Raw genomic sequence first — 25,953 nt, forward strand, 5'->3', positions numbered from 1 at the left:
TAAATAACTTAAAAAAACACGCAATAAAAAACCCGTTAGCTAACGGGTTTTTTTATAAAGTTAATAACACTTTTTTACGCGTGTATTAAGACTCAATAGCCAAAAGCTCTACTTCAAAAATAAGCAGTGATGCAGGTGGAATACTGCCCACTCGCTTTTCGCCGTAGGCTAATTGGTGCGGTACATAAAATATGTATTTATCGCCTGGGCTCATAAGTTGTAAGCCTTCGGTCCAGCCTTTAATAACCTGATTTAAACCAAAGCTTATTGGCGTTTTACGCTCTACTGAGCTGTCAAATACGGTGCCATCTATTAACGTGCCGTGGTAATGCACGTTTACTTTACTAGTAGGGTTAGGTGTATTTTCGCTTTCACCTTTGTGCAGCACTTTGTACTGTAAACCTGAGGCGGTTTCTATTACGCCCTCTGCTTTTGCGTTAGCGACAAGGTAGTCGGCTTCAATTTGCGCATTAATGCCAGCTTGTTGCTTTGCTTTTTTACTATTTTGAAAAATTAAAAAACAAAATATAGCGATGATCACCGCTAAAATTATATTGATCATTTAGTGTTTTTCCTCATCTTCACCGGCTTCTTTATCTTCTTCGCTATCGCCATTAACTATGTCGGCTATATCTTTTAAGCGTGCTAAAGCAATACCGTTAACAGAATCTTCTGGGTATTCGCCGTCAATAATATCGCCGGCATCAATATCCATTAATAAGTTAAGTGCTTGATCTACAGTTTCTACTGCGTAAATATTAAATTTACCGCGCTCAACCGCTTCAAGTATTTCATCATCAAGTACTAAGTTAACTTGGTTAGATTTTGGAATAATAACGCCCTGCTCGCCTGTTAAGCCGCGCATTTTACACAGCTTAAAAAAGCCTTCTATTTTTTCGTTTACGCCGCCAATAGCTTGCACATCACCGTGTTGGTTAATAGAGCCTGTAAGGGCAATAGACTGGCTAATAGGCAAACTGGTAATAGCCGATATAAGCGCACATAACTCAGCAAGTGAGGCGCTATCGCCATCTATATAACCGTAGCTTTGCTCTATGGCTATGTTAGCACTTAGCGTTAAGCTAAAGTGCTGGGCATATTTGTTACCTAAATAACCGGTAAGTAGCATTACACCTTTTGAGTGAATTGCTTTACCTAGCTCGGCTTCACGCTCAACATCTATTACACCATCGGCGCCGGCGTATACGGTGGCGGTAATACGCGCGGGTGTACCAAACGACGTATCGCCAATGTGCAGCACTGTTAAGCCGTTTACTTTACCAATGGCTTGGCCTTGTGTGGCAATAAGCGTGTGGCCTTCTTTTATATCGCTTAGCATGTTTTCGCTTATTTGGCCGGTGCGGTACTGCTTACCTTCAATGGCTTCATCAATATGATGCGCATCAATCAGTGTTTGCTTATCTTGCTTGGCGTAAAAGCTGGCCTCAGCCACCAGTTCAAGCACATCGGCAAAGCGCGCCGATAATTTATTATGGTGCTCTGCTTGGCGGTAGCTAAATTTAAGTAACCGCACCATGGCGGCCTCTGTGGTTGTGCACTTTAACGTTTGCTGGCAGTACTCACTTACTTTAGTAATAAATTGGTACTGAAGCTTATCGCTACTTGGTAAATAGTAATCAAAGTCGGCAAGTACTCTAAACAGCTCTGCAAATTCTTCATCGTACTCACCTATGGTGTAATACAAATCGCGCGAGCCTAATAAAATAATTTTTACATCAAGAGGAATTAATTGCGGGCGCAGTGTAAAGCTGCTGCCTACTGAGCTGTCTTGATACGGTAGGTCGTTTTTAATTTGGTGCGTTTTAAGCGAAAGCTTTAAACCATCCCACACTTGCGGGTTGGCCATTACTTTTTCGGCATCCATAATTAAGTAACCGCCATTTGCACGGTGCAATGCACCAGGCTGTATAGAGCGGTAACTGGTTATAAGCGAGCCTTGCGATGTTGAATACTCAATTTTGCCAAATATATTGCCAAAGGTTGGGTTTGGCTCATACACCACAGGTGCGGCATCGTCTTCTTTAAATTCAACTAAAATGTTAGGCGCAAAAAAGTCGGTAAGCATGCCTTTACGGTCAAAATCTTCTTTGCTTTCTTCGCTTTCATCTTCATCGTCTAGCCACTCAAGTACTGCATCAATTATTTCTACACGAATATCTTTTAAGTAGCGCAGCACTCCAATATGGGCAGCGTATTTATGCTCTAAGTCTTTTAGTAGCGGCTTTGTAGCTTGCTCGGCTGTGGCCTTTTTTAGATTACGCTGTTTTTCTTTTGATTCGCGTTTCCAGCGAGGCAGCTCAATCAGCGCTTCAATTAAGGCATCTTCTAGTTTTTCTATTTTTTCAAAAAACTCATCACGAAGCTCTTCATCTAGGGCGGCAAATTCGTTATCGCTTAACTGTCTGCCTTCAACTAAAGGCGCAAAACCTACGGCGTTTTTCTCTTCTATTAGCGCTACGCTTTGCTCAAGCGCCATTTCTTCGACTGCGGTAATAGCGCTGTCGTAAGCGTCGTTAAATTCGCTCTCGATTGACTTTTTTTTGCGTTGATAAGCTGGGTTATCAAACGCTGCTGGAAAGGTGTCGAGTACCTCATCTAAAAATGAGTCTATGTCGTCACTTAATTGCTTGCTTTGCCCTGCTTGCATAAATAGCGCAATTGGCTCGCGGTGGTCGTCGTAATTATTAACATACAACCACTCATTAGGTGTGGGGCGATCTTTTGCGTGCTGTTTAAGTTTGTCTTTTACGAGTGTAAATCGGCCATGCGCGGCCTCACCCATTACATATACATTGTAGCCTGGCAGCTCCATCCCAAGTGAAAAGTCGAGCGCACTTTGGGCGCGTTGTTGGCCTATAAAGGTAAGTTGCTCTGGGTATGGATTGCTCATACACGTGCTAACGTGATTAGTAGAAATGCTCGGTGCGAGCTGTGAAACAGATAATGGCAGCAGTTTTTTCGTCATTCTAACTTCTTTTTGTACCAACATACTCGCTGGCTTTGGGCGTATTAAGTGGCCTACAAGCCACTTAATACATATATTTAGGGTTGTAATGCCTTACGGCTAAAATAAATACCATCACATTCAATGCACGGTGTAATTTGTGTAGCGTGATAAATATCAAAACTATGGGTGCAATTCTTACATACTAATGTGCCCATGGCTATCCATTCGCCTGCGTGATACATCCCATTGTGCTTAAAATCTTGACTAAGAGACTGCCATTCAAGCTGGGTTTTGTCCTCTATGTGTGAAAGCTCATACCATAACGACTCTTTAAGCTCTTGCCATGCAAGCGAATTATAGTGCGATTCGTTTTCTTGAACGTGTTCTATGTCGCGCTGCAAATAACTTTTATAGAGTCCGTATTTTTCTTTGCCTAGGTCTTTAAGTGCTTGCTCAGATTCAACAAATCGGGTCATTGCATCTTTTACTTCGTGATCTTTTACATCTTTTAGCCAATTAGTTAAATCGTTAAGCCATGTTTTATAATCTGCCATTTTATACTCCATCAAAATCAAGGGCGTGTTGGCCTTTAACATAGATAAGTATAGGTTAACCTGCACTGAAAGTGAGATTTTAACAAAACCGTGCTTATACGCTGTGATTAGGCTTTTATTTGGGGTATCCTATCGGCAATTTTTTATTAGTTTGCAAGAAGTCTGGAATCATAGATGCAAGAGCAATATAACCCGCAAGACATAGAGTCAAAAGTCCAAAGTTACTGGGAAGAAAACCAGGTATTTAAAGTCACCGAAGATGAGAGCAAAGAAAAGTATTACTGTCTTTCTATGTTCCCATATCCAAGTGGCCGACTGCATATGGGTCATGTGCGTAATTACACCATTGGTGATGTTGTTTCTCGTTTCCAGCGCCTGCAAGGCAAAAACGTAATGCAGCCAATGGGTTGGGATGCGTTTGGTTTACCTGCAGAAAACGCCGCTATCAAAAACAAAACAGCGCCAGCTAAGTGGACGTACGAAAACATTGATTACATGCGTAACCAACTTAAGCAATTAGGCTTTGGTTACGACTGGGATCGTGAAATAGCCACGTGTCACCCAGAATACTACAAATGGGAACAATGGTTTTTCACTAAGCTGTACGAAAAAGGCTTAGTGTACAAAAAAATGTCAACGGTTAACTGGGATCCAGTTGATCAAACTGTACTTGCTAACGAGCAAGTTATAGATGGCCGCGGATGGCGCTCTGGTGCAGTGGTTGAGCAAAAAGAAATTCCACAGTGGTTTATTAAAATTACTGACTACGCACAAGAGCTTTTAGATGACTTAGACAAGTTAGAAGACTGGCCTGAGCAAGTTAAAACCATGCAGCGTAACTGGATTGGTCGCTCTGAAGGGTTAGACATTGAGTTTACGCGTACCGACAACAACGAAAAGTTTAGCGTATACACTACACGTCCAGATACATTTATGGGTGTAACTTACCTAGCCGTTGCCGGTGGCCACCCTATTGCGCAAGAAGCCGCTAAAAACAGCGATGCAATTGCAATGTTTGTTGAAGAATGCAAAAACACCAAAGTTGCCGAAGCAGACATGGCCACTATGGAGAAAAAAGGCATTGCAACAGGCTTTTACGCGACTCACCCATTAACGGGCGAGCAAGTTCCAATTTGGGTTGCTAACTTTGTATTAATGCATTACGGCTCAGGTGCGGTGATGGCAGTACCTGCACACGACCAACGCGACTATGAATTTGCCACAGCATACGGCCTAGACATAAAACAAGTAATTGCACCGGTTGAAGGCTCAGAGCTTGAAGTAAATTTAAAAGAAGAAGCATTCACTGAAAAAGGCGTGTTAGTTAATTCTGGCGAATTTGATGGCCTTGATTTTGAAGGCGCATTTAACGCTATTGCCGACAAACTAGAAGCACTGGGTGTGGGTGAGCGTAAAGTTAACTTCCGCTTACGTGACTGGGGTGTTAGCCGCCAGCGTTACTGGGGTTCACCAATCCCAATGCTGAGCGACGAAAACGGTAACGAATTAGCCGCCACCGAAGAAATGCTGCCAGTACGTTTACCAGAAGATGTAGTTATGAATGGCGTTACTTCGCCAATCAAAGCAGACCCAGAATGGGCAAAAGCAACGGTAAACGGCGTACCAGCAACACATGAAACAGATACCTTTGACACCTTTATGGAGTCGTCTTGGTACTACGCACGTTACTGTAGCCCGCGTCACGATGAAGGCATGCTAGACCCAGCAGCAGCTAACTATTGGTTACCAGTAAACCAATACATAGGTGGTATTGAGCACGCTATTTTACACTTATTGTATTCGCGTTTTTTCCATAAGTTATTACGTGATTTTGGTTTAGTAAATTCAGACGAGCCATTCGATCGCTTACTTTGTCAGGGCATGGTACTTGCCGAAACGTTCTACCGTAAAGATGAAAAAGGCGGTGACGTATGGATTTCGCCAAGCGATGTAAATACCGAAACTGACGAAAAAGGCCGCGTAACTAAAGCATGGCACAAAGAAGATGGTGAACCTGTGTTCTCATCGGGCATGAGCAAAATGTCTAAGTCTAAAAACAACGGTATAGACCCACAAGAAGTAATTGCCCAATACGGTGCAGATACTGTGCGTTTATTTATGATGTTTACCGCACCACCAGAGCAAACGCTTGAATGGTCAGACTCAGGCGTAGAAGGCGCGCACCGCTTCTTAAAACGTATTTGGAAATACGCAGTAGATGTGAAAACAGTTGGCTACCAAGCACTTGATAAATCAGCGCTTAGTAACCCACAAAAAGTACTGCGTCGTGAGCTACACAAAGCCATTGCAAAAGTGAGCGATGATATTGAGCGTCGTCAAACGTTTAACACTGCAATTGCTGCCATTATGGAGCTCTCTAATAAGTTATTAAAAGCGCCGTTAAACGATACGCAAGATGTTGCTATTGCTAACGAAGCATTAGAAGCCCTACTTATTATGCTTGCGCCAATTACGCCGCATTTATCGCACCAGTTATGGCAAGAGCTTGGTAAAGAGGGTGACATTTTAGATGCAGCATGGCCTAAAGTAGACGAGTCTGCCCTTGTTGAAGATGAAAAATTAATCATCGTACAAGTAAACGGCAAACTACGCGCTAAGCTAACTGTAGCCGCCGATGCAACACAAGAGCAGGTAGAGGCACTTGCGTTTGCAGAGTCTAACGTAACTAAATTTACTGATGGCGCAACCATTCGTAAAATTATTTACGTACCGGGTAAACTACTTAACGTGGTAGCTAACTAAATGGTTAGCTTTAACACCCTTAAAAACACATTAGCCTTAGTGCTAATGTGTTTTGTGTTATCTAGCTGTGGCTTTCATTTAAAGAAAGCCTCTAGCCTGCCCGATAACCTTAAAACGCTTACACTTAAAGGTGATGATGAAAAATCATCGTTATTTTTAAACCTTAAAAAAGAGCTAAAAGCCAGTAACGTAGAACTGACGCCTTCGGCTAAAAATGTTGCCCAGCTTTACTTACGCAAAGAAAGTATTGAGCGCCAAACCTTATCGTTGTTTCAAAATGGTCAGGTGGCTGAATACGAGCTTGCCTACGGGGTAAGCTATGTTGTTAAACGCCCAGGCGAAAAAGCCATAGAAAAACGCTTTGAGCTTTATCGTAACTACCAAGACGACCCCGATCACGCACTTGCAAAAGCAAAAGAGCTTGAGCTGCTTATTAGCGAAATTCGTAAGCAAGCCAGTGGTCGTATTGTTAGAGAGCTGTCGCAACTATAATGCGCTGTTATGCTAATCAGTTACCGAGTGAATTAAATAAAGGTTTGAAACCCTTTTATTTAGTGTTTGGTGAAGAACCGTTTCAAGAAGCGCAATGTGTGCAGCAAATACGCGACACAGCAAAAGCCCAAGGCTTTGATGAGGTAATTAAATTTACCCTAATGCAAGGGTTTGATTGGCAAGAAATTATAGCTCAATATCAAAGCATGTCTTTGTTTAGTGCGCGCACTATAATTGAGCTTGATTTAAACCAACAAAAACCTGGCACCCCAGGAAGTAATACCTTTAAAAAAATAGTCGAGTTAATTAACCCTGATACCATTTTAATTGTAAAAGGGGCTAAAGCCAGCCAAGACGTACAACGTGGCGCCTGGTTTAAAGCGCTCGATAAACACGGTGTATTTGTACCGTGCTACCCGCTTGCAGGGAATCATTTAAAACGCTGGTTAGATGAACAAGTAGCGCGCCTTTCTCTAAATATGCAAAACGAAGCAAAGCTGAGCTTAATTAACGCTACCGAAGGTAATTTGTTAGCGTGTTTTCAGGAGCTCGAAAAGCTCTCGCTACTGCATGGTAATGCCTTAATAACCCAGCAACTTGTGATGCAAGGGCTATTAAATCAAGCCAAGTTTGATATTTTTGATTTAAGTGATGCCCTATTAAATGGCCACGCCAAGCAAGCAATTAAAGTACTTAATAAACTGGCCAGCGATAACACCGAAGTGGTGAGTATTTTATGGGCTATAAATAAAGAACTCACCAGTTTGCTCACTATTCAGCAAGGGCTTTTAAATGGCGAGCCTATCGCACAGTTATTTAAAAAAAATGGTATTTGGAAAAACCAGCAAGGCCCAGTGCGAAATGCAATTAACCGCTTAAATATTAATACACTTGAGCAAATAAGCAGTGAGCTTGCACTGTTTGATTCAAGCTACAAACAAGGTAACTTAATTACGCCTTACCAAGCGCTTGCCCATATTTGTATTAAGTTTTGCCAGCCGCTTGATATTCCAATGCCTTGCCACGCACTTAACTAAAGATTTTTAACATGATTGCAATTTTTGGCGGCACCTTCGACCCCGTGCATTTAGGCCACCTAAATATGGCCTCACAGTGTGTAAATACATTTAACTTATCCACGTTGTACTTTATGCCCTGTGCCCTGCCCGCGCACAAAGCTGCGCCGGGTATAAGTACAGCGCACCGTATTAATATGCTCAATGCCGCTATTGCCCCTTACCCTCATTTTGCACTTGATTTAAGAGAGCTTAATCGTACTGGGCCTTCTTACTCATTGTTGAGTTTACAAGAGCTAAGAGCTGAGCACCCAGATACGCCAATTCTTTTTTTAATGGGCATGGACTCGTTTAATAACCTCGACAAATGGTATGAATGGCAAGCAATTACACAGCTATGCCATATAGTGGTTTATCATCGCCCGGGCCAAACATGTAACCCAAATAAGGCGCTTAAAAGCTATATCAGTAATGCCCACACTGAAGCGCCACAGCAACTTGCCACAAACAACTTTGGTAAGCTTTATTTTTTACCTGGTGAAACCCTTGATGCTGCCTCAAGCACTATTCGAGAGCAATTAAAAAAAACCAATAAAAATAATGAACTATTACCCGAACCTGTCAGTCACTACATTAAGCAACACCAGCTTTATCAAAGTGATGATTAAAACCCCCTAGCATGTTAAAATGCACGCTATTAAATTTAAAATTGAGACAATACCTTGGATTCGAAACAACTACTTGCCTTTGCACTAGACAAAATTGACGATATGAAAGCACGCGACGTGGTACAACTAGACGTACGTGACAGCTCAGACATTACCGATTACATGGTTGTGTGTTCGGGTACTTCTAAGCGTCATGTGCAATCAATTGCCGATAACGTAGCAAAAGAAGCTCGCCACGCTGGCGAAGAACCTTTAGGTTACGAAGGTCAAGACGAAGGCGAATGGGTACTGGTAGATTTAGGTGATGTAGTTGTACACGTGATGCAAGATCACGCACGTAGCTATTACGATCTAGAAAAACTGTGGGGCTAAGCGCCACTATTTTTTAATTGAGCTTGGAAGTAATACGTGAAAATACAAATGATTGCCGTTGGCACAAAAATGCCAGCGTGGGTAGAGACCGGATTTGCAGAGTACCAACGCCGTTTTCCTAAAGATATGGCGCTTGAGTTAATAGAAATTCCGGCCGGTAAACGCGGTAAAAATGCCGATATTAAACGCATTTTACACACCGAAGGTGAAAAAACCTTAGCCGCTATTCCAAAAGGCAATCGCATTGTTACCCTAGAGGTAACAGGTAAACCACTTGATACTCACCAGCTTGCTAAAAATATGGAAAAGTGGCAGCTCGATGGCCGCGACGTTAGTTTGCTTATTGGCGGCCCTGAAGGGTTAGCCCCTGAGTGCATTGCCGCCTCTGAGCAAAAATGGTCGTTATCTAACTTAACGTTACCGCACCCTTTAGTGCGTATTATTGTTGCCGAAAGCCTATACCGAGGCTGGAGCTTAAATAACAACCATCCTTATCATCGCGAGTAACGCCTTGTTATGATTAAGCAAAGACCCACAATACGCGACCATTCCGCTGAGGCAAACTTATTTGCACGGCGCGCATTTGTGGGTTTTATTTTTGTTTTAGGCTTAGTGGCAATTTTGCTTTCTAATCTTTATACCATTCAGGTAGAAGAACACACAGACTATCAAACCCGCTCTAACGATAACCGTATTAAAGTCATTCCTATTGCGCCAAACCGTGGCCTCATTTACGACCGCAACGGTGTACTGCTTGCTGAAAACAAACCCGTTTATAACCTCGAGGTTATTCCTGAAGAGGTCGACGATTTAGCTAAATCGCTTGAGCAAGTTAGCAAAATAATTACGATTACCGAGCAGCAAAAAAAAGACTTTATTGATGACATAAAGCATACGCGTCGTTTTAAGTCGCAAGTACTAAAAGCCCGCTTAGATGAAACCGAAGTGGCTCAATTTGCGGTTAATCAGCATAAATTTCCTGGCTTTAGCATTGAGGCGCGCCTTGCACGCTTTTACCCATATGGCGATACGCTAACCCATGCATTAGGCTACGTTGCCAAACTAAACCGCAAAGAACTTAATAAGTTAGAACAAGAAGACCAAGCCACAAATTACCGCGCTACGCACGATATTGGTAAACTTGGCATAGAAAAATATTACGAGCAGCTTTTGCATGGCCAAGTCGGCTCTCAACGCGTTGAAGTAAATAACCGCGGCCGTGTTATTCGCACATTAAGTATGACCCCCCCACAGCCAGGCAGTGATTTAGTACTTACCTTAGATATAGGTTTACAGCAAATAGCTCAGCATGCACTTAAAGATATGCGCGGCGCGGTTGTAGTAATGGATGCCAAAGATGGCGGCGTATTAGCACTTTATTCAAACCCAAGTTATGACCCTAATTTATTTGTCCATGGTATTAGCAGTAAAGATTATAAAGCACTGCTAAACCCCGACCGCCCTCTAATTAACCGTGCCACTCAAGGGCGCTATGCGCCGGCTTCCACAGTAAAACCGCATATGGCCATACTGGCACTTGAAGAAAACATTGTCAGTGAAAGCACCTCGGTGTGGGATCCTGGATTTTTTCAAATACCGAATGTTGAACATAAATGGCGCGATTGGAAACGTTGGGGCCACGGCCACGTAGATGTTTACAAAGCGATTGAAGAGTCGTGCGATACTTACTTTTACGATGCGGCATATCGCTTAGGCATAACAAAAATTAGTAATTTTATGGCCCGCTTTGGCTTTGGTGACTTATCGGGAATAGACATACACGAAGAAACCACAGCCATACTGCCCTCAAAAGAGTGGAAAGAAGGCCGCTTTAAAGAGTCGTGGTGGCGTGGCGATACTATTTCAGTGGGGATTGGCCAAGGGTATTGGACTGCCACCCCTATTCAAATTGCTAACGCGACTAACATATTGGTTAATAAAGGCATAAACCACCCGCCGCATTTAGCACAAGTGGCTAAAAAAGAAGACCAAGTGACGCAAATTAATAACGAAGAAAAACCGCCGGTGGTACTTAATAACCCTGATAACTGGCGTATCGCGCTCGATGCCATGCACAATACCGTAAAAAAAGTAACAGGAACGGCACACCGTGCATTTAAAGGCGCTAATTATGATCCTGCGGGTAAAACAGGCACAGCGCAAGTAGTGAGTATTGCCCAAGGTGAGCGTTACGATGCAAAATCACTAAAGGAGCGCCAACGCGATAACGCGATTTATATTGGATTTGCTCCGTATGACGACCCTAAAATTGTGGTTTCAATTGTGGTAGAAAACACCGGTGGCGGCAGCTCTGTGGGGGCACCTATTGCACGTGAGCTAATGGATTACTATTTTGCAGCAAACCCAATAGAAGTTGCTAGGAATACAGCGCAATGACCGTATTAAACACCCAGCGCTCGATATGGATGCGCATGCATTTAGACTTACCGTTACTAATTGCCTTATTACTTATGATGGCAGGCAGTATCACCATAGTATATAGCGCAAGCGGCCAAGACTCGGCCATGATGATCCGCCATATCACCCGTATGGGCGGCGCTATTATAGGCATGATAGTGCTTGCACAGTTCTCCCCCGCGACTCTTAAACGCTTAGTGATCCCCCTTTACTGTGTTGGGTTACTCATGTTGGTGGGCGTATTGCTCTTTGGCGTGAGCTCAAAGGGCGCTCAGCGCTGGTTAAATTTAGGCATTACTCGCTTTCAGCCCTCAGAACTGATGAAGCTGGCGGTCCCTATGATGGTGGCTTGGTATATTGGCCGTAACCAACTTCCGCCACGTCCATTACACCTAATTATTGGCTTTGTCATCGTGATGCTGCCTACCTTATTAATTAAAGAACAGCCCGACTTAGGCACCTCAATTTTGATTGCCAGCTCAGGAATATTTGTGTTGTTTTTATCGGGTTTAAGCTGGCGTTTAATTGGCTTTTTAAGCTCGATTGTCGCACTGGCAGCATGGCCATTTTGGCACTACGGTATGCACGACTACCAAAAGCAGCGCGTATTAACGTTTTTAGACCCAGAGAGCGATCCGCTTGGCTCGGGGTATCATATTATTCAATCCAAAATAGCCATCGGCTCAGGTGGAATAGAAGGTAAAGGCTGGTTGCAAGGCACGCAATCACAACTCGAATTTTTACCAGAGCGCCATACCGACTTTATATTTTCGGTATTAAGTGAAGAGTTTGGCTTATTTGGTGTATGTGTTTTATTAAGCCTGTACTTATTTATTATCGGCCGTGGTTTATACATTGCGGTAAACGCGCAAGATGCGTTTGGTAAATTATTGGCCGGCGCCCTTACCCTCACCTTTTTTGTTTATATTTTTGTAAATATAGGTATGGTATCGGGCTTGTTGCCTGTTGTAGGTGTACCTTTACCCCTTATTAGTTATGGCGGCACCTCTATGGTGACGTTAATGGCCGGATTTGGCATTATTATGTCAATTGCGACAGATAAAAGGATGCTTTTAAAATAATGAATAAGCCTACCCAGCTGTTATTTATTTCAGCCTTAATATTTATGTTAAGCGCATGTAGTAGCGGCTCTAATAGTCGTTATCATATGGAGCACGATGCCGCACCTTTACGCGCGCCAACCGCACTTGAGATGCAAGATGCCGTTGTGGTGGATGTTAAAAAAAGTGCCAGTGCAAGTCGCCCCTACGAGGTATTAGGCAAACGTTATACGCCAATGCTTGATGAAAAAGGGTATACAGAAGAAGGGATCGCTTCGTGGTACGGCCGTAAGTTTCATGGCTACCATACCTCAAACGGTGAAATTTACGATATGTTTGCCATGAGCGCGGCCCATAAAACCTTACCCCTGCCAAGCTTTGTACGCGTTACTAATACTGCCAACAATAAATCGGTAATTGTACGTGTAAACGACCGTGGGCCGTTTCATGATGACAGAATAATAGATCTTTCGTATGCTGCTGCTTATAAATTAGGCTATTACACTCACGGTACAGCCAAGGTTAAGCTAGAGGCGATTACGCTCGACAGCATTCCTGCACGTAAAACATATATACAGGTAGCTGCGGGTAGTACGCTTAGCAATATTGAAGCATTAGCTTCTACATTACGCCTGCAGTATCAAGTACCTACTAATATAGTAAAAGCAGACAACATATATCGTTTGCATTTGGGCCCGATTAAAGATGCCCAGCATGCACAAGACGTATTAAAAAAATTAAAACAAAACCAATTTCAAAACGCGTTCTTGCTTTACACTCAGTAAGACAAATACCTAAACCACGCCAAAATGTAGGATATAGCGTTGTATTGGGGCTTAAAATCTAGGTGTTATTTTTTAAATGGCAATCCCTTTTAAAAAATAACAACACAGAAAATCAGCCTCAGTGAAACGCCCTGAAGCGTGGTTTAAAAACGATTTATACTGCGTTATTGATTTGAACAATAGAGTGACTATTATTGACAATCAATACCTTGTCTAAGTTGTTTTTAATTCCAACGACGCTCGCATCTCGGGGTAGTTTGGGTATAAGATGGACTAACGCGAATTTTTAACTTTAACCATTAATGAGTATGATGAAATCAATTAAACATAAAATCCTCAAAGGTGTATGCGGCTTAGTTTGCACAGCCGCCGTATTTTCAGCCAGCGCCCAAATTATTCCGGCTCCACCTCAAATTAATGCAAAAGGTTATTTTTTAGTAGACTTTACAACAGGTAAAGTTATTGCTGAAGGTGAAGCTGATACAAAGCTAGCCCCTGCAAGCTTAACTAAAATGATGACCAGTTATGTAATTGGTACAGAAATTAACGCCGGTAACATTGCACCAACCGATATGGTTACAGTGAGCGAAAAAGCCTGGGCAAAAAACTTCCCTGAATCGTCAAAAATGTTTATTGAAGTAGGCAAGCAAATAAGTGTTGATGAGCTTAACCATGGTATTATTATTCAATCAGGTAATGATGCATGTGTAGCCATGGCTGAGCACATTGCAGGTAGCGAAAGCGCATTTGCTGATTTAATGAATGCCCATGCCGCTAAATTAGGCATGAGCAACAGCCATTTTATTAATAGCCACGGTTTAGATACAGACGAGCATTACACTACCCCACGTGATATGGCGACGCTAGGTGCTGCACTTATTCGTGATGTACCTGATGAGTACGCACTTTATAAGCAAAAATCGTTTACTTACAACGGCATTAAACAATATAACCGTAACTCTTTGTTATGGGATGAAAGCCTAGATGTTGATGGCATTAAAACGGGTCACACATCAGAAGCAGGTTACAGCTTAGTAACGTCTGCGACTAAAAACGACATGCGTTTAATTGCGGTTGTTATGGGCACATCAAGCGAGCGCGCACGTAAAGTAGAAAGCAAAAAACTACTTAACTACGGATTTCGCTTTTTTGAAACAATTACACCTTACAAAGCAGGCGACAGCTTTGCAGAACAACGTATTTGGATGGGTAATAAAGAAAATGTATCGTTAGGTATTTTAGAAGATACCCCAATTACCATTCCACGTGGTCAACATAAAAACCTTAAAGCTAACTTTGAGCTAGACAACACACTTGAAGCACCATTAGCGAAAGGCACTAAAGTAGGTACGTTATTCTTACAACTAGAGGGCGAAGACATTGCACAATACCCACTAGTAACACTTGAAGAAGTGGAAGAAGGCAGCTTCTTTAGCAAAATTTACGACTACTTACGTTTACAAATTATGTAAACGTAAAAATAACCCGACAGTCGTTGGGTTGTTAAACGAAGCGCCTCTGTTATGAGGCGTTTTTTTTTGCTTGAAAAATGCTAGAATGCGCCCCATATAAGCAGGATCACCCTAAACCTGCCAGTCACGCTTAGCGTTATACCAATTCGGTTAATTAAGTAATCTATTTTGAGGCTGGAAAAACGTGTTGATAACTTGGCTAATAAATCGCTATTTAGTTGTTCTAAATGAGCATTTTTAACGCAGGTAGCAACACGTTTAGCCCCGCAAAATGATTAAGTCTTATTGCGGATTGATATTATCTCACGTAGCCAACATTTTTTGTTTGAGGAGTCACCGTCGTGGTTCAACCTGTTAAAAATACTAAATTTGATGAGTACCTTGAGTACCCATGTCCGTTCACATTTAAAGTTATGGGTTTAGCAAACGTTAACCTTACGGAACAAATTTTAGCTAAATTACAACCTATTGCACCTGGTGACTACGCACCAAAAGTAAAGCCAAGCAGTAAAGGCAATTATGAGTCGGTAACGTTTGTTGCCACAGTGACAAGCGGTAAACACATAGAAGAAATTTACAACGTGATCAGCAACATTGATGACGTACGCCATATGCTTTAAGCCATAGTTGAGACTTGTTGTGAACGAAAACACTTTAATCGTACGCCAACTAGGCCGTCAGCGTTACATGCCAATTTGGCAAAAAATGCAAGCCTATACCGACACCCGTGACGACAGCTCGCCAGATGAAATTTGGCTTGTAGAGCACGAGAGTGTATTTACACAAGGCCAAGCTGGTAAAGATGAGCATTTACTCGCCCCTGGTGACATAGAAGTCATTAAGGTAGACCGTGGCGGGCAAGTTACTTACCATGGCCCCGGCCAACAAATGATGTATGTATTATTTAACTTGCGCCGCTTAAAAATCGGTGTGCGCGAGCTTGTTACATGGCTTGAAGAGTGCATTATTGATACCCTTAATGAGTATGATATAAAAGCCTACGCAAAAGCCGATGCACCCGGTGTGTACGTAAACGACAGTAAAATTGCATCATTAGGATTACGTGTTCGTCGTGGTTGCTCGTTTCATGGATTAGCATTAAATGTTAACATGGACTTAAGCCCGTTTTTACGCATCAACCCGTGTGGTTATGCCGGCATGAACATGGTGCAAACGAAAGAATTAAACGGCCCTCAAAACTTAGCACAAGCAGGTGAAGGGCTGGTAAAACACATGATAAAGAAGCTTAATGCAACACAGGTTAAGCATACTGAAGGGTTTGAAAACGAATGAATAAACCAGTCAAAATGGAACCAGGTGTAAAACTACGCGACGCAGAAAAAATGGCGTTGATCCCCGTTAAAGTTTTACCTACAGAAAAAACTGAAATGTTGCGCAAGCCAGAGTGGCTTAAAATTCGCTTACCAAAATCTACCGAGCGTATCGACGGTATAAAACAAGCTATGCGCAAGCACGGCTTACACTCAGTATGTGAAGAGGCCTCGTGCCCTAACCTTTCTGAGTGTTTTAACCACGGTACTGCTACCTTTATGATTTTAGGTGCTATTTGTACTCGTCGTTGCCCATTTTGTGATGTTGCCCATGGTCGCCCACTAAAACCTGATGCAGCCGAGCCTGAAAAACTTGCACTGACAATTAAAGACATGAAGCTTAGCTACGTGGTTATTACCTCGGTTGACCGTGATGATTTACGTGATGGCGGCGCACAGCATTTTGCCGATTGTATTCGCGAAATCCGTAAGCACAATCCAACCATTACTATTGAGATTTTAGTGCCAGATTTTCGTGGCCGTATGGACCGCGCACTGGAGATTTTAATTGAAACGCCACCTGATGTGTTTAATCACAACCTAGAAACTGCCCCGCGTTTGTACAAGCTTGCGCGCCCGGGTGCCGATTATAAATGGTCGTTAGAATTACTTCGTCGCTTTAAAGAAGCGCACCCAGAGGTAAAAACTAAGTCAGGCTTAATGGTTGGCCTAGGTGAAGAAATTAGTGAAATAGAAGAAGTATTACGTGACCTACGTGCGCATAACGTTGACATGCTTACCGTTGGCCAATACTTACAGCCTTCTAAGCATCACTTGCCAGTTAAACGTTACGTGCCACCAGCGGAATTTGACGCACTAAAAGAATACGCTGATGAAATTGGCTTTACGCATGCTGCCTCTGGCCCATTTGTTCGTTCAAGCTATCACGCTGACCAACAAGCTGCAGGTAAAGAAGTAAAATAGTTACTTTTTAAAACGCATTAAAAAAGCCCTTAGCAATTAAATTGCTAAGGGCTTTTTTGTCGGTTTAATTTTTACCACTGCGTTTAAGTATATAATAAAACACAGGTGTAAGTATTAAGCCAAATACCGTTACGCCTATCATGCCAGAAAATACCGCAACGCCCATAGCTTGGCGCATTTCAGAGCCTGCTCCCGATGAGAACACCATAGGTACAACCCCCATAATAAATGCTATTGAGGTCATTAATATTGGGCGTAATCGCAACCGGCTCGCCTCTTTAATGGCATTAAATGCATCCATACCGGTATCTTGCAGCTCTTTTGCAAACTCAACAATTAAAATAGCGTTTTTAGTGGCCAGTCCAAACAACACGATTAGGCCAATTTGGGTGAAAATATTATTATCACCACCATAAATAGCCACACCAATCAGCGCACTTAGCAATGTCATAGGCACAATTAAAATAATAGCGACAGGCAAACGTAAGCTTTCGTACTGCGCTGCTAAAACCAAAAATACAAGCAATACAATAAGTGGAAATACATACATTGAAGTATCGCCCGCTAAAATTTGCTGATAGGTTATGTCTGTCCACTCATACGCAATACCCATTGGCAGTGTTTCATCGAGTATTTTTTCTATTGCGGCTTTAGCTTGGTCAGAGCTATACCCTGGTGCGGGTACGCCGTTAACCTCAGCCGTAACATAGCCGTTATAATGCATTACTCTATCCGGCCCTAAACTATGTTCAATACTAAGCACTGCGCCAAGGGGGATCATATCGCCATTTTTATTGCGCACTTTTAATTGCTTAATTTGCTCTACATCTTCTCTGTAGGGTGCATCTGCCTGCACATTTACCTGATACGTGCGACCAAATAAATTAAAGTCGTTCACATAAACTGTGCCCAAATAGCCTTGCATCGCTTCAAATAGGGTGTTTATTTCAAGCCCTAAGCTTAGTGCCTTTTTACGGTCTACCTTTACATCTAGCTGTGGTACGTCGGTTGTAAAGCTGGTAAACGCATTAGCAAGGGCGGGGTCGGCTTTAGCCTTAACAATGACTTCATTTGTTACTTGCTGCAAGGTGTCAAACCCTAATGAGCCTCTATCTTCAAGCTGCAGCCTAAAGCCACCAATAGTGCCCATTCCCCTTACTGGAGGAGGCGGAAATATAGCAACATTAGCGCCTTTTATTTGACTAAGTTGTTTATTTAAATCTTCCGCTATTTCAGCTGCTGACATGCGCGGGCCCTGCCGCTTTGAAAACGGCTCTAAGGGTGTAAACATCATCCCCGAACTTGGGTTTATAGATAAACCATTAATGCTTAAACCTGCAAAGGCGACGGCGTCACTAACGCCTGGGTGCGCCCTGATTATCTCTGACATTTGGCGAACCACCGCTTCAGAGCGATCTAGCGATGCTGCATTAGGTAATTGCGCAAAAGCGACGAGATACATTTTATCCTGCGGCGGAACATACCCTGTTGGCGTATTTTCAAACTGCTGCCACGTTAAGGCCAGTAAACCAACGTATAGCACACCAATTATGCCGCCCTTATGCACTATTCGGCCAACGGCTCCTGTGTATTTACCCGAGGCTTTATCGAACATTTTGTTAAAAGGCGCGAATAACCAACGGCCAAATAATTTATTAATGGCACGACTTAACCAATCGTTGTCTTGCCCATGAGGTTTGAGTAATAATGCAGCCAGCGCGGGGCTCAGCGTAAGCGAGTTAATGGCAGAAAGCACTGTTGAAATAGTAATTGTAAGAGCAAATTGACGATAAAATTGCCCTGTTAAACCGCTCATAAACGCAGTAGGAATAAACACCGCAGCAAGCACTAAAGTAGTGGCAATAATAGGCCCTGTTACTTCTTTCATTGCTTGAGTGGTTGCATCAATGGGGCTTAATCCCTCACTGATGTTTCTTTCAACGTTTTCGACCACAACAATGGCATCATCAACAACAATACCGATTGCTAACACCAAGCCAAATAACGACAACGCATTAAGTGAAAATCCCATTAAGTGCATAAAAGCAAAAGTGCCCACTAATGAAATTGGCACTGCCACTAGCGGAATAATAGATGCTCGCCATGTTTGTAAAAACAGCACGATGACCAACACAACTAATAAAACCGCTTCAAATAATGTATCGACTACGGCTTCAATAGAGCCCCTTACAAATACGGTAGGGTCATACACTATTTCATAGCTCATACCCTCTGGAAATAGCGCCGATAGTTCAGCCATTTTAGCGCGCACATCGTCAGAAATTTGTAATGCATTAGAGCCTGGTGCTTGAAAAACAGGCACAGCGGCAATGGATTCATTATTAAGAAGTGGCCTAAGGGTATAACTATCTGCACCTAGCTCTACTCTAGCAACATCTTTTAGCAGTGTAATTTCGCCGTTATCACCCGTTTTTACGATTATTTCTTCAAACTCGTCTTGCTCTATTAAGCGCCCTTCTACATTGATAAGCCATTGAAACTCACTGGTGCCTATGGGTTGTGCGCCTAGGCTTCCTGCTGCAGCTTGCTGATTTTGCGAGCGAATAGCATTGACTACATCACTTGGATTTAAATTGAGCGCCGCTAATTTGTTAGGCTCTAGCCACACACGCATACTGTAATCGCCTGCGCCAAATACACGTACTTGGCCCACGCCATTAATGCGCTTTAGCTCATCTTTTATAAATTGATCGCTATAATTAGACAGGTACAAACTGTCGTATCGCCCTGTAGGCGAAGTTATGTGTACCGCGAGGGTAAGGTTGGGTGATGACTTTTCGGTGACTACACCTAGCCTTTGTACTTCCTCTGGTAGGCGAGGTATTGCTCTATTTACCCTATTTTGTACCAAGGTAGTTGCTTCGTCAGGATCGCTTCCTATCGCAAAGGTGACTGTTAATGTCATGGTGCCGGCAGAGTTTGCAAGCGATGACTGGTACAGCATGTTTTCTACGCCGTTTATCTCTTGTTCAAGCACTGTGGCCACGGTTTCGGCTATTACCTTAGGATTGGCACCTGGGTAGTTAGCTGTAACAACAACTGTTGGGGGTACTACATCTGGGTATTCTGTAATAGGTAATTGCCATATGGCTATGGCACCCCCTATAAAAATAAGAATAGATAAAACCGCTGCAAAAATAGGTCGATGAATAAAAAACTGAGAAAAATTCATTATTACATGCCTATTTCAAGTGTTGGCTCGGCATTGGCTAAGCGGTTTTGATTATCAACCTTTTGCTGCCATGCTTGTAACTCGTTTAAAGTACTTTGCTTTGCCATATTAATTAATTCTGGCTTAATGAGTACGCCAGAGCGCACGCGCTGCAAGCCATTAACTACTATGCGTTCGCCGCTTTTTAAACCTTGTTTAATAACTCGTAGCTCACCCACTTTGTCGCCTAAAGTAATGGCGCGGTATTGCACTTTATTTTGCTCATCAACCGTTAAAACGTATTTATTATTTAAATCGGTACCAATGGCTTTCTCAGCAATTAAAATACCTTGCTCAGTATTGCCCCCTGCTAATTTTAAATGGGCGAATAACCCAGGTAAAATCGCGCCGTCTTGATTATTAAATACAGCCCGCACACGTAATGTACCGGTTTGGGTATTTACTTGGTTATCAACAAAATCAAGCTTGCCCCAGTGTTGGTAATTTTGCTCATTCGCTAAACGCATCGCCACAGGTAACGCGGTAGGTTGATTGTTATCAAGGTGCGCTTGTTGATAGTTAAGCCATGTTGCTTCATCAATATCAAAATAGGCATAAACCTGCTCTGTAGAGACAATAGAGGTCATTACAGTTTGCCCTGCACTGACATAGTTGCCCTCGGTAATTAACGCACGAGACACTCGCCCAGAAATAGGCGCTTCTACGCGTGTAAAGGTTTTGTTTAGCTGTGCAAGTTCAAGGGATGCATTACTTTGTGCTACGTAGGCATTTGCTTGGTCAACCTCTGCGCCTCGGGTCTCTAATAACTCTTTAGATATTGATTTACTTTTAAATAGCTCTTTAGCTCGATTAAAATCTTGCTTTGCTAGTTTTAAGCGGCTTTTTGCTTCATCAAGTTGCGCTGTTAGGCGGTTTACTTGTGCATTAAATTCGCGGCTATCAATTAAAAATAAGGTGTCGCCTTTATTTACCAGCTCACCCTCTTCAAATACTGCCGCTTCAATATAACCAGATACGCGAGGACGCAAAGACACTATTTGCGGCGACTCTAGCCGCCCTGTAAAGCTGTCCCACTCGGTTATTCGCTGACTTATTACTTCGGCCACTTCTACGGCCACCCCTTGCGTAGAATCATCATTACTTTGAATAGAACTTGGCTTATCGCTGCATGCACCCAGTATTATCGCTAATAGCGCAATAATAAACGTGTATGTAAATTTATATATAGCTGACATGGTTAACTCTCTTGCTGTACGAGTTGTGTTAAAATCTGCTTATATTATGAACGCGACTAAAGCATAAAAATAATTATATTATTGTATAAAACACATCACTAAAAATGATGTAAAATAATCTTACATTTAAAATTTATAACGGTGCTATATGCGTCCTCAAGAGCTTAATTTACTAATGATTTTTGATGCCATCATGACTGAAGGCAGTATCACTCGTGCAGCAGAGCAATTATCGCTGACACAACCTGCGGTATCTAATGCGCTTGCACGTATGCGCGCAGCGTGGGGAGAAGAGTTATTTATAAAAGATGGCCGAAATATTCAACCTACTGCATTTGCTAACAATTTATGGGGGCAAATACAGGGGCCACTTGGATCATTAGAGCATGCTATAAACCAAAGTGAATTTAACCCAGCGACAGCGCAGCGCACTTTTCGGATTTCTGCCGCTGATATATTTGTAGAAATGATATGGGGACCTCTTCGTAAAATTATTGAGCAGCAGGCCCCAGGCATTAATATCCATGCAATCCCGAATCGGGCGGTAGAGGCTGCCAATGTACTTAAAGACGCCGAAGCCGAACTGGCAATTAATCGCTACACCCTGTCTGAAAACGTTATTAGAGCCGAGCACTTATTAAAGCCTAAATATGTTGTACTTATGCGCCCTGACCACCCGCTTGCTAATGCCCCATTAAGTATTACTGACTTTGCTAATACAGATCATTTATTAGTATCAATTACGGGCGATATTTTAGGGCCATCTGATCAAGCACTAAGAGTATTAGGGTTAAAACGCCGAGTAGCGATGACGGTAAATAACGCGGCAAATGTACCTAATATTCTTAAAAATACCGATCTTATTTGTGTCATTCCCTCAATAGCGCTTGAGCAGGAAATATTTACCAATAAGCTCGTGGTTTTAAAAAGCCCTATTGATACGCCACCAACGCCTGTCTCTGTTATTTGGCATAAGCGCCAAGACAACGATGCCGGTTTGCAGTGGATACGCCGTCACATAGTGGCTATTATTCAACAACGTGTAAGTAGCCACGATAAAAAACTAGGCAAATATTTACTGCGCTAAAACGCCTTTTTTAATCACAAAATCAGCCAATCGTACCTGCTCTTCTTCAGCGCGAAGGCTATCGGTTTCGACTATTGAACGATAGATACCCCATTTAGGACGGGCAAAATCATCATCGCTAAAGCCTCGCCACATATCTATGTTTTGCTCGCTAATGCTAAATAGCTCTTCGTTGTCACTTAAGCGGGTTAGGGTCATTTCAAATTGCCCCGCTTCACTAAAAGTGGCTTGTACAAATACCGCTACCCATTCATCAGTAATGAGTGACCAGTCGGTTTCGATAAGGTTTTTATCAAGCCCTGTGCTGTTACCGTTTTCATCAAAGCCTGCGCTATAACGTACTTGCAGCTGATTACCTGTACTGTTTTTTTGTGCACCAGAGAGCGTAATAATAGGTTGGTCGTCGTTGCCATTGGTATTGTCGTTGCTATCGTTACGGGCTTTTATTTGGAAAAAGTGACTGAATTTACTACTTAGCTCAAGCTCGCTAGAGACTTTAAACTTCCAACTGTATTGTACGGTTTCGTCTTTAAAGGCAAGTGTTGCGGCGGGCGATTTATCAAAGGCTTTTATTTCGTTGCGCTGGCGGTCGGTTGCGCCCTTATCTTTATCTTGGTCTTCATCACGATGTGCTAAAAACACAAAGTGATTACCTATGATTGGGTCAGTATCTTCAATAATATGCACAACATCTTGATGATTACCGCTATACATATCAGGCGATTCAATTGCACCTTCACTAAACGCATTTTCTATTAATGTATAAGCACTTAGCCCTGTATTTTCGCCATCGGCATTGAGGGTTGTTTCTTGCGTTACTATAAAGTCATTAGGGCCTGCAGTGCCTATAATGCTTATAGACACTTTCGCTTCGGTGCCACCTGCCGATGTGACGGTTATCTCATCAAGTAAGGTTTCGCCCTCGTTTAGTGCACTCACAGAGGCATGCTCGCCATTAAGTGTATATGACCAATTACCATCCTCAGTTAAGCTAAATGAACCATAAGTTGTGGTGTTATTGCTTTGCGTTTTAAATACTGCCTCATTGGCTTGTGCATCCGTTATAGATAGTTCACCTGTAATTGCTATATCGCGGGTATTTTCAATACTTACAGCTGTTTGACCGCTAATTACTGCGGCGTTTTGCGCTACAACCGATGCATTTACAGGCTCACTTTTTGACCCTGAGCTGCCGCACCCTACAGCTAAAATACCCAAAGAACAAACACAAGTAATAGTTAAAACACGCAAGCCAAACTTTGACATAAACAACCAGCCCAGGTTAATGGTAAGTAAATAAAGTAAAATATAACTTACCAATTATTTGTTTTAATAACTAGATCTTTATTACCAGTATGGCTTTATAATTGTTAGCTGAGCTATTTGCGAAAAACAACTTTAAATAAAAGGGTAAAAATAAAATTAGGTTAAAGCCAAGTTACTTGAGATAATCCTCAGCGAACCCCTTATTTAGGTTATATATGAAATTATTAGTTCGTAATTTGTCTCGCGCTACCACAGAGCAAGACCTTCGCACGTTGTTTGCAGCACACGGTAAAGTAACTACCTGTAACTTGGTGCTAGATAAAGACACTGGTTTATCAAAAGGTTTTGCCTTTGTAGAAATGCCAAACGACATAGAAAGTAGAAGCGCTATTAAAGCACTTAATCAATTAAGTGTTGATAAAAGCAAAATTCGCGTAAAATACGCAGATGAGTAATTAGTTACTTGCTATATGATTAAAACCAGCTATTTGCTGGTTTTTTACTTTTAAGTTTACGCTTTATATTTAGCCAGAAATAAGCTGACTGTTTGTTCAATTACTTTATTATTTTGCTGCTCTGTTATTGTTTCAAACCCATAAAGTAGCGGATAAAACACAAACGATTTTAATTGATACACAAACTGTTTAGCAGCTATATTTAGCTCATCACCTTTTAAAACACCTGCTGTTCTAGCTTGCTCTAAAAAATCTTCTAAATAAGTCATACACCCCATAGTATTATTACTTAAAGACTTTGCTAGCTGCGGCTCTTGTAGCATTTGCATAAAGGCAATTTTAGCTAAACGTAAAAAATCAGGCGATGTAAGCATAGCCACTTCTTGCTCGGCAATAGCAGTAAGCTGCAAATCAATTGGTTGATTTTTATTAAAGTAAATAACATCACCATGATTAATTTTAGCCAGCATAGTCGTTAAAATAGCCTGAAATAACTCTTCTTTTGTCGCAAAGTGATTATAAACAGTTCGCTTAGAAGCCTCCGCTTTTGCAGCAACTTGATCCATACTAGTGTGCTCTACACCTTTTTCAAAAAACAGATGCTCTGCTGCTTGAAGAATATTTATGCGTTTTTTTTCTGATAATTTCATAATGGGTTCTGCAATTATTAATAGCTACATTTTAACTAAACAATAAAAAAATGCACTGCATAGTTTACTTTTCATCAAAACGATGAAAAACTACACTCATTAGTTTACTTTAAGGTTTAACGATGACATTTATAAAATGGGTAGTTGTGATCATCGCCATCATTGTTTTTGGAGGTTGTAGCGTGAATAAACAGATAGTTGCGCAAGGTGTTAATGAAGCACCTAATGTAGATAACTACGAAAATGGTAGATTTCATAACCATCAACAGGTTGAGCCGAATAGCTTTAAGAAAACACTCGGAATTTTAGGGCGTTACATAACAGAAAAGCGTACCAACATTACACCTAAAAAGCCCATTGCAATTAAAAGTGTTACAGCAAAAATGCTTAACTCCCTTGCAAATAATACTGTGCATGTCATTAAACTTGGCCACTCTAGCGTGCTTTTAAAAGTGCATGGCGAATACTGGTTACTCGATCCGGTATTTAGTGAGCGCGCATCTCCTTTTTCTTTTGTAGGGCCAAAGCGCTTTTCTAAATTACCTATTAGTATTAGCGAACTGCCACCAATCGATAAGGTGCTTATTTCGCACAACCATTACGATCACCTTGATAAATCAGCTATTAAAAAGCTGTCTGCAAAAACTAAGCAGTTTTATGTGCCACTTGGTGTAGATACCGATTTAGTTAAGTGGGGAGTGAATGAAAACAAAATTAGCACATTTAACTGGTGGCAGGAGTTACAAACCGAACATGCATTAGTTGCCTTTACTCCTACCCAGCATTTTTCGGGCCGTGGATTAAGTGATGCAAACAACACACTTTGGGGTTCGTGGGTTATTAAAACCTCCCAGCAAAGTGTTTATTTTAGTGGTGATTCGGGTTATTTCGCAGGCTTTAAAGAAATTGGTAACAAGTACGGTCCTTTTGATTTAACCCTAATTGAGACAGGCGCCTACGACAAAGATTGGGCCGATATACACATGACACCAGAGCAATCGGTTCAAGCTCATATTGATTTACAAGGTAAAACTTTAGTGCCTATTCATAACGGTACGTTTGACTTGGCGTTTCATGCTTGGGTTGACCCATTTGAACGAGTAACGGCTGCAAGCAACATAAATAACGTAACATTGAGTACACCCGAGTTTGGACAAATATTTACCCCTACCGACGCTGCAATAACCCATAAATGGTGGAAAAACTAATTTGGTAGGTGTTTTAAAGGTATTTATTACAAGGT

General features: G+C 42.0%; 23 protein-coding genes. 16 read left to right on the forward strand and 7 right to left on the reverse strand.

The features are described from left to right. Positions 1-85: 85 nt before the first annotated feature. The 3 genes from SJY38_RS09100 to SJY38_RS09110 all read right to left on the reverse strand — a co-directional run bounded on the left by SJY38_RS09100 (position 86) and on the right by SJY38_RS09110 (position 3,522). Complete coding sequence (locus tag SJY38_RS09100; protein WP_377109646.1) at positions 86-562, reverse strand: FKBP-type peptidyl-prolyl cis-trans isomerase; 477 nt, start codon at positions 560-562, stop codon at positions 86-88. Further along, positions 563-2,986 (reverse strand): Lon protease family protein, encoded by a 2,424-nt coding sequence (locus SJY38_RS09105; protein WP_240452951.1) that lies wholly within the window; start codon positions 2,984-2,986, stop codon positions 563-565. A gap of 77 nt (positions 2,987-3,063) precedes the next feature. Continuing rightward, positions 3,064-3,522, reverse strand: coding sequence for a hypothetical protein (locus SJY38_RS09110; RefSeq protein WP_121637210.1), 459 nt, complete (start codon positions 3,520-3,522; stop codon positions 3,064-3,066). Between the two features lie 174 nt (positions 3,523-3,696). Here SJY38_RS09110 and leuS point away from each other — a divergent pair, with 174 nt between their 5' ends. The 13 genes from leuS (at position 3,697) to lipA (ending at position 16,824) form a co-directional block, all read left to right on the forward strand. Beyond that, positions 3,697-6,285: a leucine--tRNA ligase gene (gene leuS, locus SJY38_RS09115; RefSeq protein WP_029772179.1), complete on the forward strand. Its 2,589-nt coding sequence runs from the start codon at positions 3,697-3,699 to the stop codon at positions 6,283-6,285. Then, positions 6,286-6,777, forward strand: a complete 492-nt coding sequence (gene lptE / locus SJY38_RS09120; protein ID WP_024033758.1) for an LPS assembly lipoprotein LptE — start codon at positions 6,286-6,288, stop codon at positions 6,775-6,777. Next, positions 6,777-7,814, forward strand: coding sequence for a DNA polymerase III subunit delta (gene holA / locus SJY38_RS09125; RefSeq protein WP_286740583.1), 1,038 nt, complete (start codon positions 6,777-6,779; stop codon positions 7,812-7,814). Before lptE ends, holA begins: the two co-directional genes overlap by 1 nt. 11 nt (positions 7,815-7,825) lie before the next feature. After that, positions 7,826-8,461, forward strand: coding sequence for a nicotinate-nucleotide adenylyltransferase (nadD, locus tag SJY38_RS09130; RefSeq protein WP_286740581.1), 636 nt, complete (start codon positions 7,826-7,828; stop codon positions 8,459-8,461). 54 nt (positions 8,462-8,515) lie between these two features. Continuing rightward, entirely contained in the window at positions 8,516-8,833 is a 318-nt protein-coding gene (gene rsfS, locus SJY38_RS09135; RefSeq protein ID WP_024033760.1) for a ribosome silencing factor, read from the forward strand. A 36-nt stretch (positions 8,834-8,869) separates the two neighbouring features. Beyond that, positions 8,870-9,340 (forward strand): 23S rRNA (pseudouridine(1915)-N(3))-methyltransferase RlmH, encoded by a 471-nt coding sequence (rlmH, locus tag SJY38_RS09140; protein WP_004585918.1) that lies wholly within the window; start codon positions 8,870-8,872, stop codon positions 9,338-9,340. 9 nt (positions 9,341-9,349) lie between these two features. Beyond that, positions 9,350-11,230: a penicillin-binding protein 2 gene (gene mrdA, locus SJY38_RS09145; RefSeq protein ID WP_004585917.1), complete on the forward strand. Its 1,881-nt coding sequence runs from the start codon at positions 9,350-9,352 to the stop codon at positions 11,228-11,230. Then, positions 11,227-12,333 (forward strand): rod shape-determining protein RodA, encoded by a 1,107-nt coding sequence (gene rodA, locus SJY38_RS09150; protein ID WP_054982218.1) that lies wholly within the window; start codon positions 11,227-11,229, stop codon positions 12,331-12,333. The genes mrdA and rodA overlap by 4 nt, the downstream gene beginning before the upstream one ends. Beyond that, positions 12,333-13,097, forward strand: a complete 765-nt coding sequence (locus SJY38_RS09155; protein ID WP_054982217.1) for a septal ring lytic transglycosylase RlpA family protein — start codon at positions 12,333-12,335, stop codon at positions 13,095-13,097. Before rodA ends, SJY38_RS09155 begins: the two co-directional genes overlap by 1 nt. 311 nt (positions 13,098-13,408) lie before the next feature. Next, on the forward strand, positions 13,409-14,569 hold the full coding sequence (locus tag SJY38_RS09160) for a serine hydrolase (protein WP_004585914.1): 1,161 nt from the start codon (positions 13,409-13,411) through the stop codon (positions 14,567-14,569). Between the two features lie 341 nt (positions 14,570-14,910). Continuing rightward, on the forward strand, positions 14,911-15,189 hold the full coding sequence (gene ybeD, locus SJY38_RS09165; protein ID WP_024033764.1) for a DUF493 family protein YbeD: 279 nt from the start codon (positions 14,911-14,913) through the stop codon (positions 15,187-15,189). Positions 15,190-15,208: 19 nt separating this feature from the next. Continuing rightward, positions 15,209-15,862 carry a lipoyl(octanoyl) transferase LipB gene (gene lipB, locus SJY38_RS09170; protein ID WP_004585912.1) on the forward strand — a complete coding sequence of 218 codons (654 nt, stop codon included), beginning with the start codon at positions 15,209-15,211 and terminating at the stop codon, positions 15,860-15,862. Beyond that, a complete protein-coding gene (gene lipA / locus SJY38_RS09175) occupies positions 15,859-16,824 on the forward strand; it encodes a lipoyl synthase (RefSeq protein ID WP_004585911.1) in 966 nt (321 codons plus the stop codon). The genes lipB and lipA overlap by 4 nt, the downstream gene beginning before the upstream one ends. Positions 16,825-16,888: 64 nt before the next feature. On the opposite strand, the gene SJY38_RS09180 is transcribed toward lipA, so the two are convergent. Further along, positions 16,889-20,017: an efflux RND transporter permease subunit gene (locus tag SJY38_RS09180; protein WP_377109648.1), complete on the reverse strand. Its 3,129-nt coding sequence runs from the start codon at positions 20,015-20,017 to the stop codon at positions 16,889-16,891. A 2-nt stretch (positions 20,018-20,019) separates the two neighbouring features. Beyond that, positions 20,020-21,252, reverse strand: coding sequence for an efflux RND transporter periplasmic adaptor subunit (locus SJY38_RS09185; RefSeq protein ID WP_029772185.1), 1,233 nt, complete (start codon positions 21,250-21,252; stop codon positions 20,020-20,022). Between the two features lie 148 nt (positions 21,253-21,400). Here SJY38_RS09185 and SJY38_RS09190 point away from each other — a divergent pair, with 148 nt between their 5' ends. Then, positions 21,401-22,339 (forward strand): LysR family transcriptional regulator, encoded by a 939-nt coding sequence (locus SJY38_RS09190; protein WP_024033768.1) that lies wholly within the window; start codon positions 21,401-21,403, stop codon positions 22,337-22,339. Here the strand turns inward: SJY38_RS09190 and SJY38_RS09195 are convergent. Further along, the gene (locus SJY38_RS09195) at positions 22,328-23,605 is read right to left on the reverse strand and encodes a VCBS domain-containing protein (RefSeq protein WP_286742681.1); all 1,278 of its coding nucleotides are present in this window, start codon (positions 23,603-23,605) and stop codon (positions 22,328-22,330) included. The genes SJY38_RS09190 and SJY38_RS09195 overlap by 12 nt on opposite strands. A gap of 215 nt (positions 23,606-23,820) precedes the next feature. Between SJY38_RS09195 and SJY38_RS09200 the strand changes: the two genes are divergently transcribed. Further along, a complete protein-coding gene (locus tag SJY38_RS09200) occupies positions 23,821-24,060 on the forward strand; it encodes an RNA recognition motif family protein (RefSeq protein ID WP_024033770.1) in 240 nt (79 codons plus the stop codon). 56 nt (positions 24,061-24,116) lie between these two features. Here the strand turns inward: SJY38_RS09200 and SJY38_RS09205 are convergent, their stop codons facing one another. Further along, on the reverse strand, positions 24,117-24,710 hold the full coding sequence (locus tag SJY38_RS09205; protein ID WP_024033771.1) for a TetR/AcrR family transcriptional regulator: 594 nt from the start codon (positions 24,708-24,710) through the stop codon (positions 24,117-24,119). A gap of 182 nt (positions 24,711-24,892) precedes the next feature. Here SJY38_RS09205 and SJY38_RS09210 point away from each other — a divergent pair, with 182 nt between their 5' ends. Then, a complete protein-coding gene (locus tag SJY38_RS09210; protein ID WP_371370264.1) occupies positions 24,893-25,918 on the forward strand; it encodes an MBL fold metallo-hydrolase in 1,026 nt (341 codons plus the stop codon). Positions 25,919-25,953 lie beyond the last annotated feature (35 nt).

It is taken from the genome of Pseudoalteromonas sp. R86517 (assembly GCF_042466295.1).
Classification (GTDB): Bacteria; Pseudomonadota; Gammaproteobacteria; order Enterobacterales; family Alteromonadaceae; genus Pseudoalteromonas; species Pseudoalteromonas atlantica.

What these genes read in the sequence shown, in the direction of transcription:
- SJY38_RS09100 (WP_377109646.1), bottom strand. Translation starts at nt 562, where the DNA reads ATGATCAATATAATTTTAGCGGTGATCATCGCTATATTTTGTTTTTTA.
- SJY38_RS09105 (WP_240452951.1), bottom strand. Translation starts at nt 2,986, where the DNA reads ATGACGAAAAAACTGCTGCCATTATCTGTTTCACAGCTCGCACCGAGC.
- SJY38_RS09110 (WP_121637210.1), bottom strand. Translation starts at nt 3,522, where the DNA reads ATGGCAGATTATAAAACATGGCTTAACGATTTAACTAATTGGCTAAAA.
- leuS (WP_029772179.1), top strand. Translation starts at nt 3,697, where the DNA reads ATGCAAGAGCAATATAACCCGCAAGACATAGAGTCAAAAGTCCAAAGT.
- lptE (WP_024033758.1), top strand. Translation starts at nt 6,286, where the DNA reads ATGGTTAGCTTTAACACCCTTAAAAACACATTAGCCTTAGTGCTAATG.
- holA (WP_286740583.1), top strand. Translation starts at nt 6,777, where the DNA reads ATGCGCTGTTATGCTAATCAGTTACCGAGTGAATTAAATAAAGGTTTG.
- nadD (WP_286740581.1), top strand. Translation starts at nt 7,826, where the DNA reads ATGATTGCAATTTTTGGCGGCACCTTCGACCCCGTGCATTTAGGCCAC.
- mrdA (WP_004585917.1), top strand. Translation starts at nt 9,350, where the DNA reads ATGATTAAGCAAAGACCCACAATACGCGACCATTCCGCTGAGGCAAAC.
- rodA (WP_054982218.1), top strand. Translation starts at nt 11,227, where the DNA reads ATGACCGTATTAAACACCCAGCGCTCGATATGGATGCGCATGCATTTA.
- SJY38_RS09155 (WP_054982217.1), top strand. Translation starts at nt 12,333, where the DNA reads ATGAATAAGCCTACCCAGCTGTTATTTATTTCAGCCTTAATATTTATG.
- SJY38_RS09160 (WP_004585914.1), top strand. Translation starts at nt 13,409, where the DNA reads ATGAAATCAATTAAACATAAAATCCTCAAAGGTGTATGCGGCTTAGTT.
- lipA (WP_004585911.1), top strand. Translation starts at nt 15,859, where the DNA reads ATGAATAAACCAGTCAAAATGGAACCAGGTGTAAAACTACGCGACGCA.
- SJY38_RS09180 (WP_377109648.1), bottom strand. Translation starts at nt 20,017, where the DNA reads ATGAATTTTTCTCAGTTTTTTATTCATCGACCTATTTTTGCAGCGGTT.
- SJY38_RS09185 (WP_029772185.1), bottom strand. Translation starts at nt 21,252, where the DNA reads ATGTCAGCTATATATAAATTTACATACACGTTTATTATTGCGCTATTA.
- SJY38_RS09190 (WP_024033768.1), top strand. Translation starts at nt 21,401, where the DNA reads ATGCGTCCTCAAGAGCTTAATTTACTAATGATTTTTGATGCCATCATG.
- SJY38_RS09195 (WP_286742681.1), bottom strand. Translation starts at nt 23,605, where the DNA reads ATGTCAAAGTTTGGCTTGCGTGTTTTAACTATTACTTGTGTTTGTTCT.
- SJY38_RS09200 (WP_024033770.1), top strand. Translation starts at nt 23,821, where the DNA reads ATGAAATTATTAGTTCGTAATTTGTCTCGCGCTACCACAGAGCAAGAC.
- SJY38_RS09205 (WP_024033771.1), bottom strand. Translation starts at nt 24,710, where the DNA reads ATGAAATTATCAGAAAAAAAACGCATAAATATTCTTCAAGCAGCAGAG.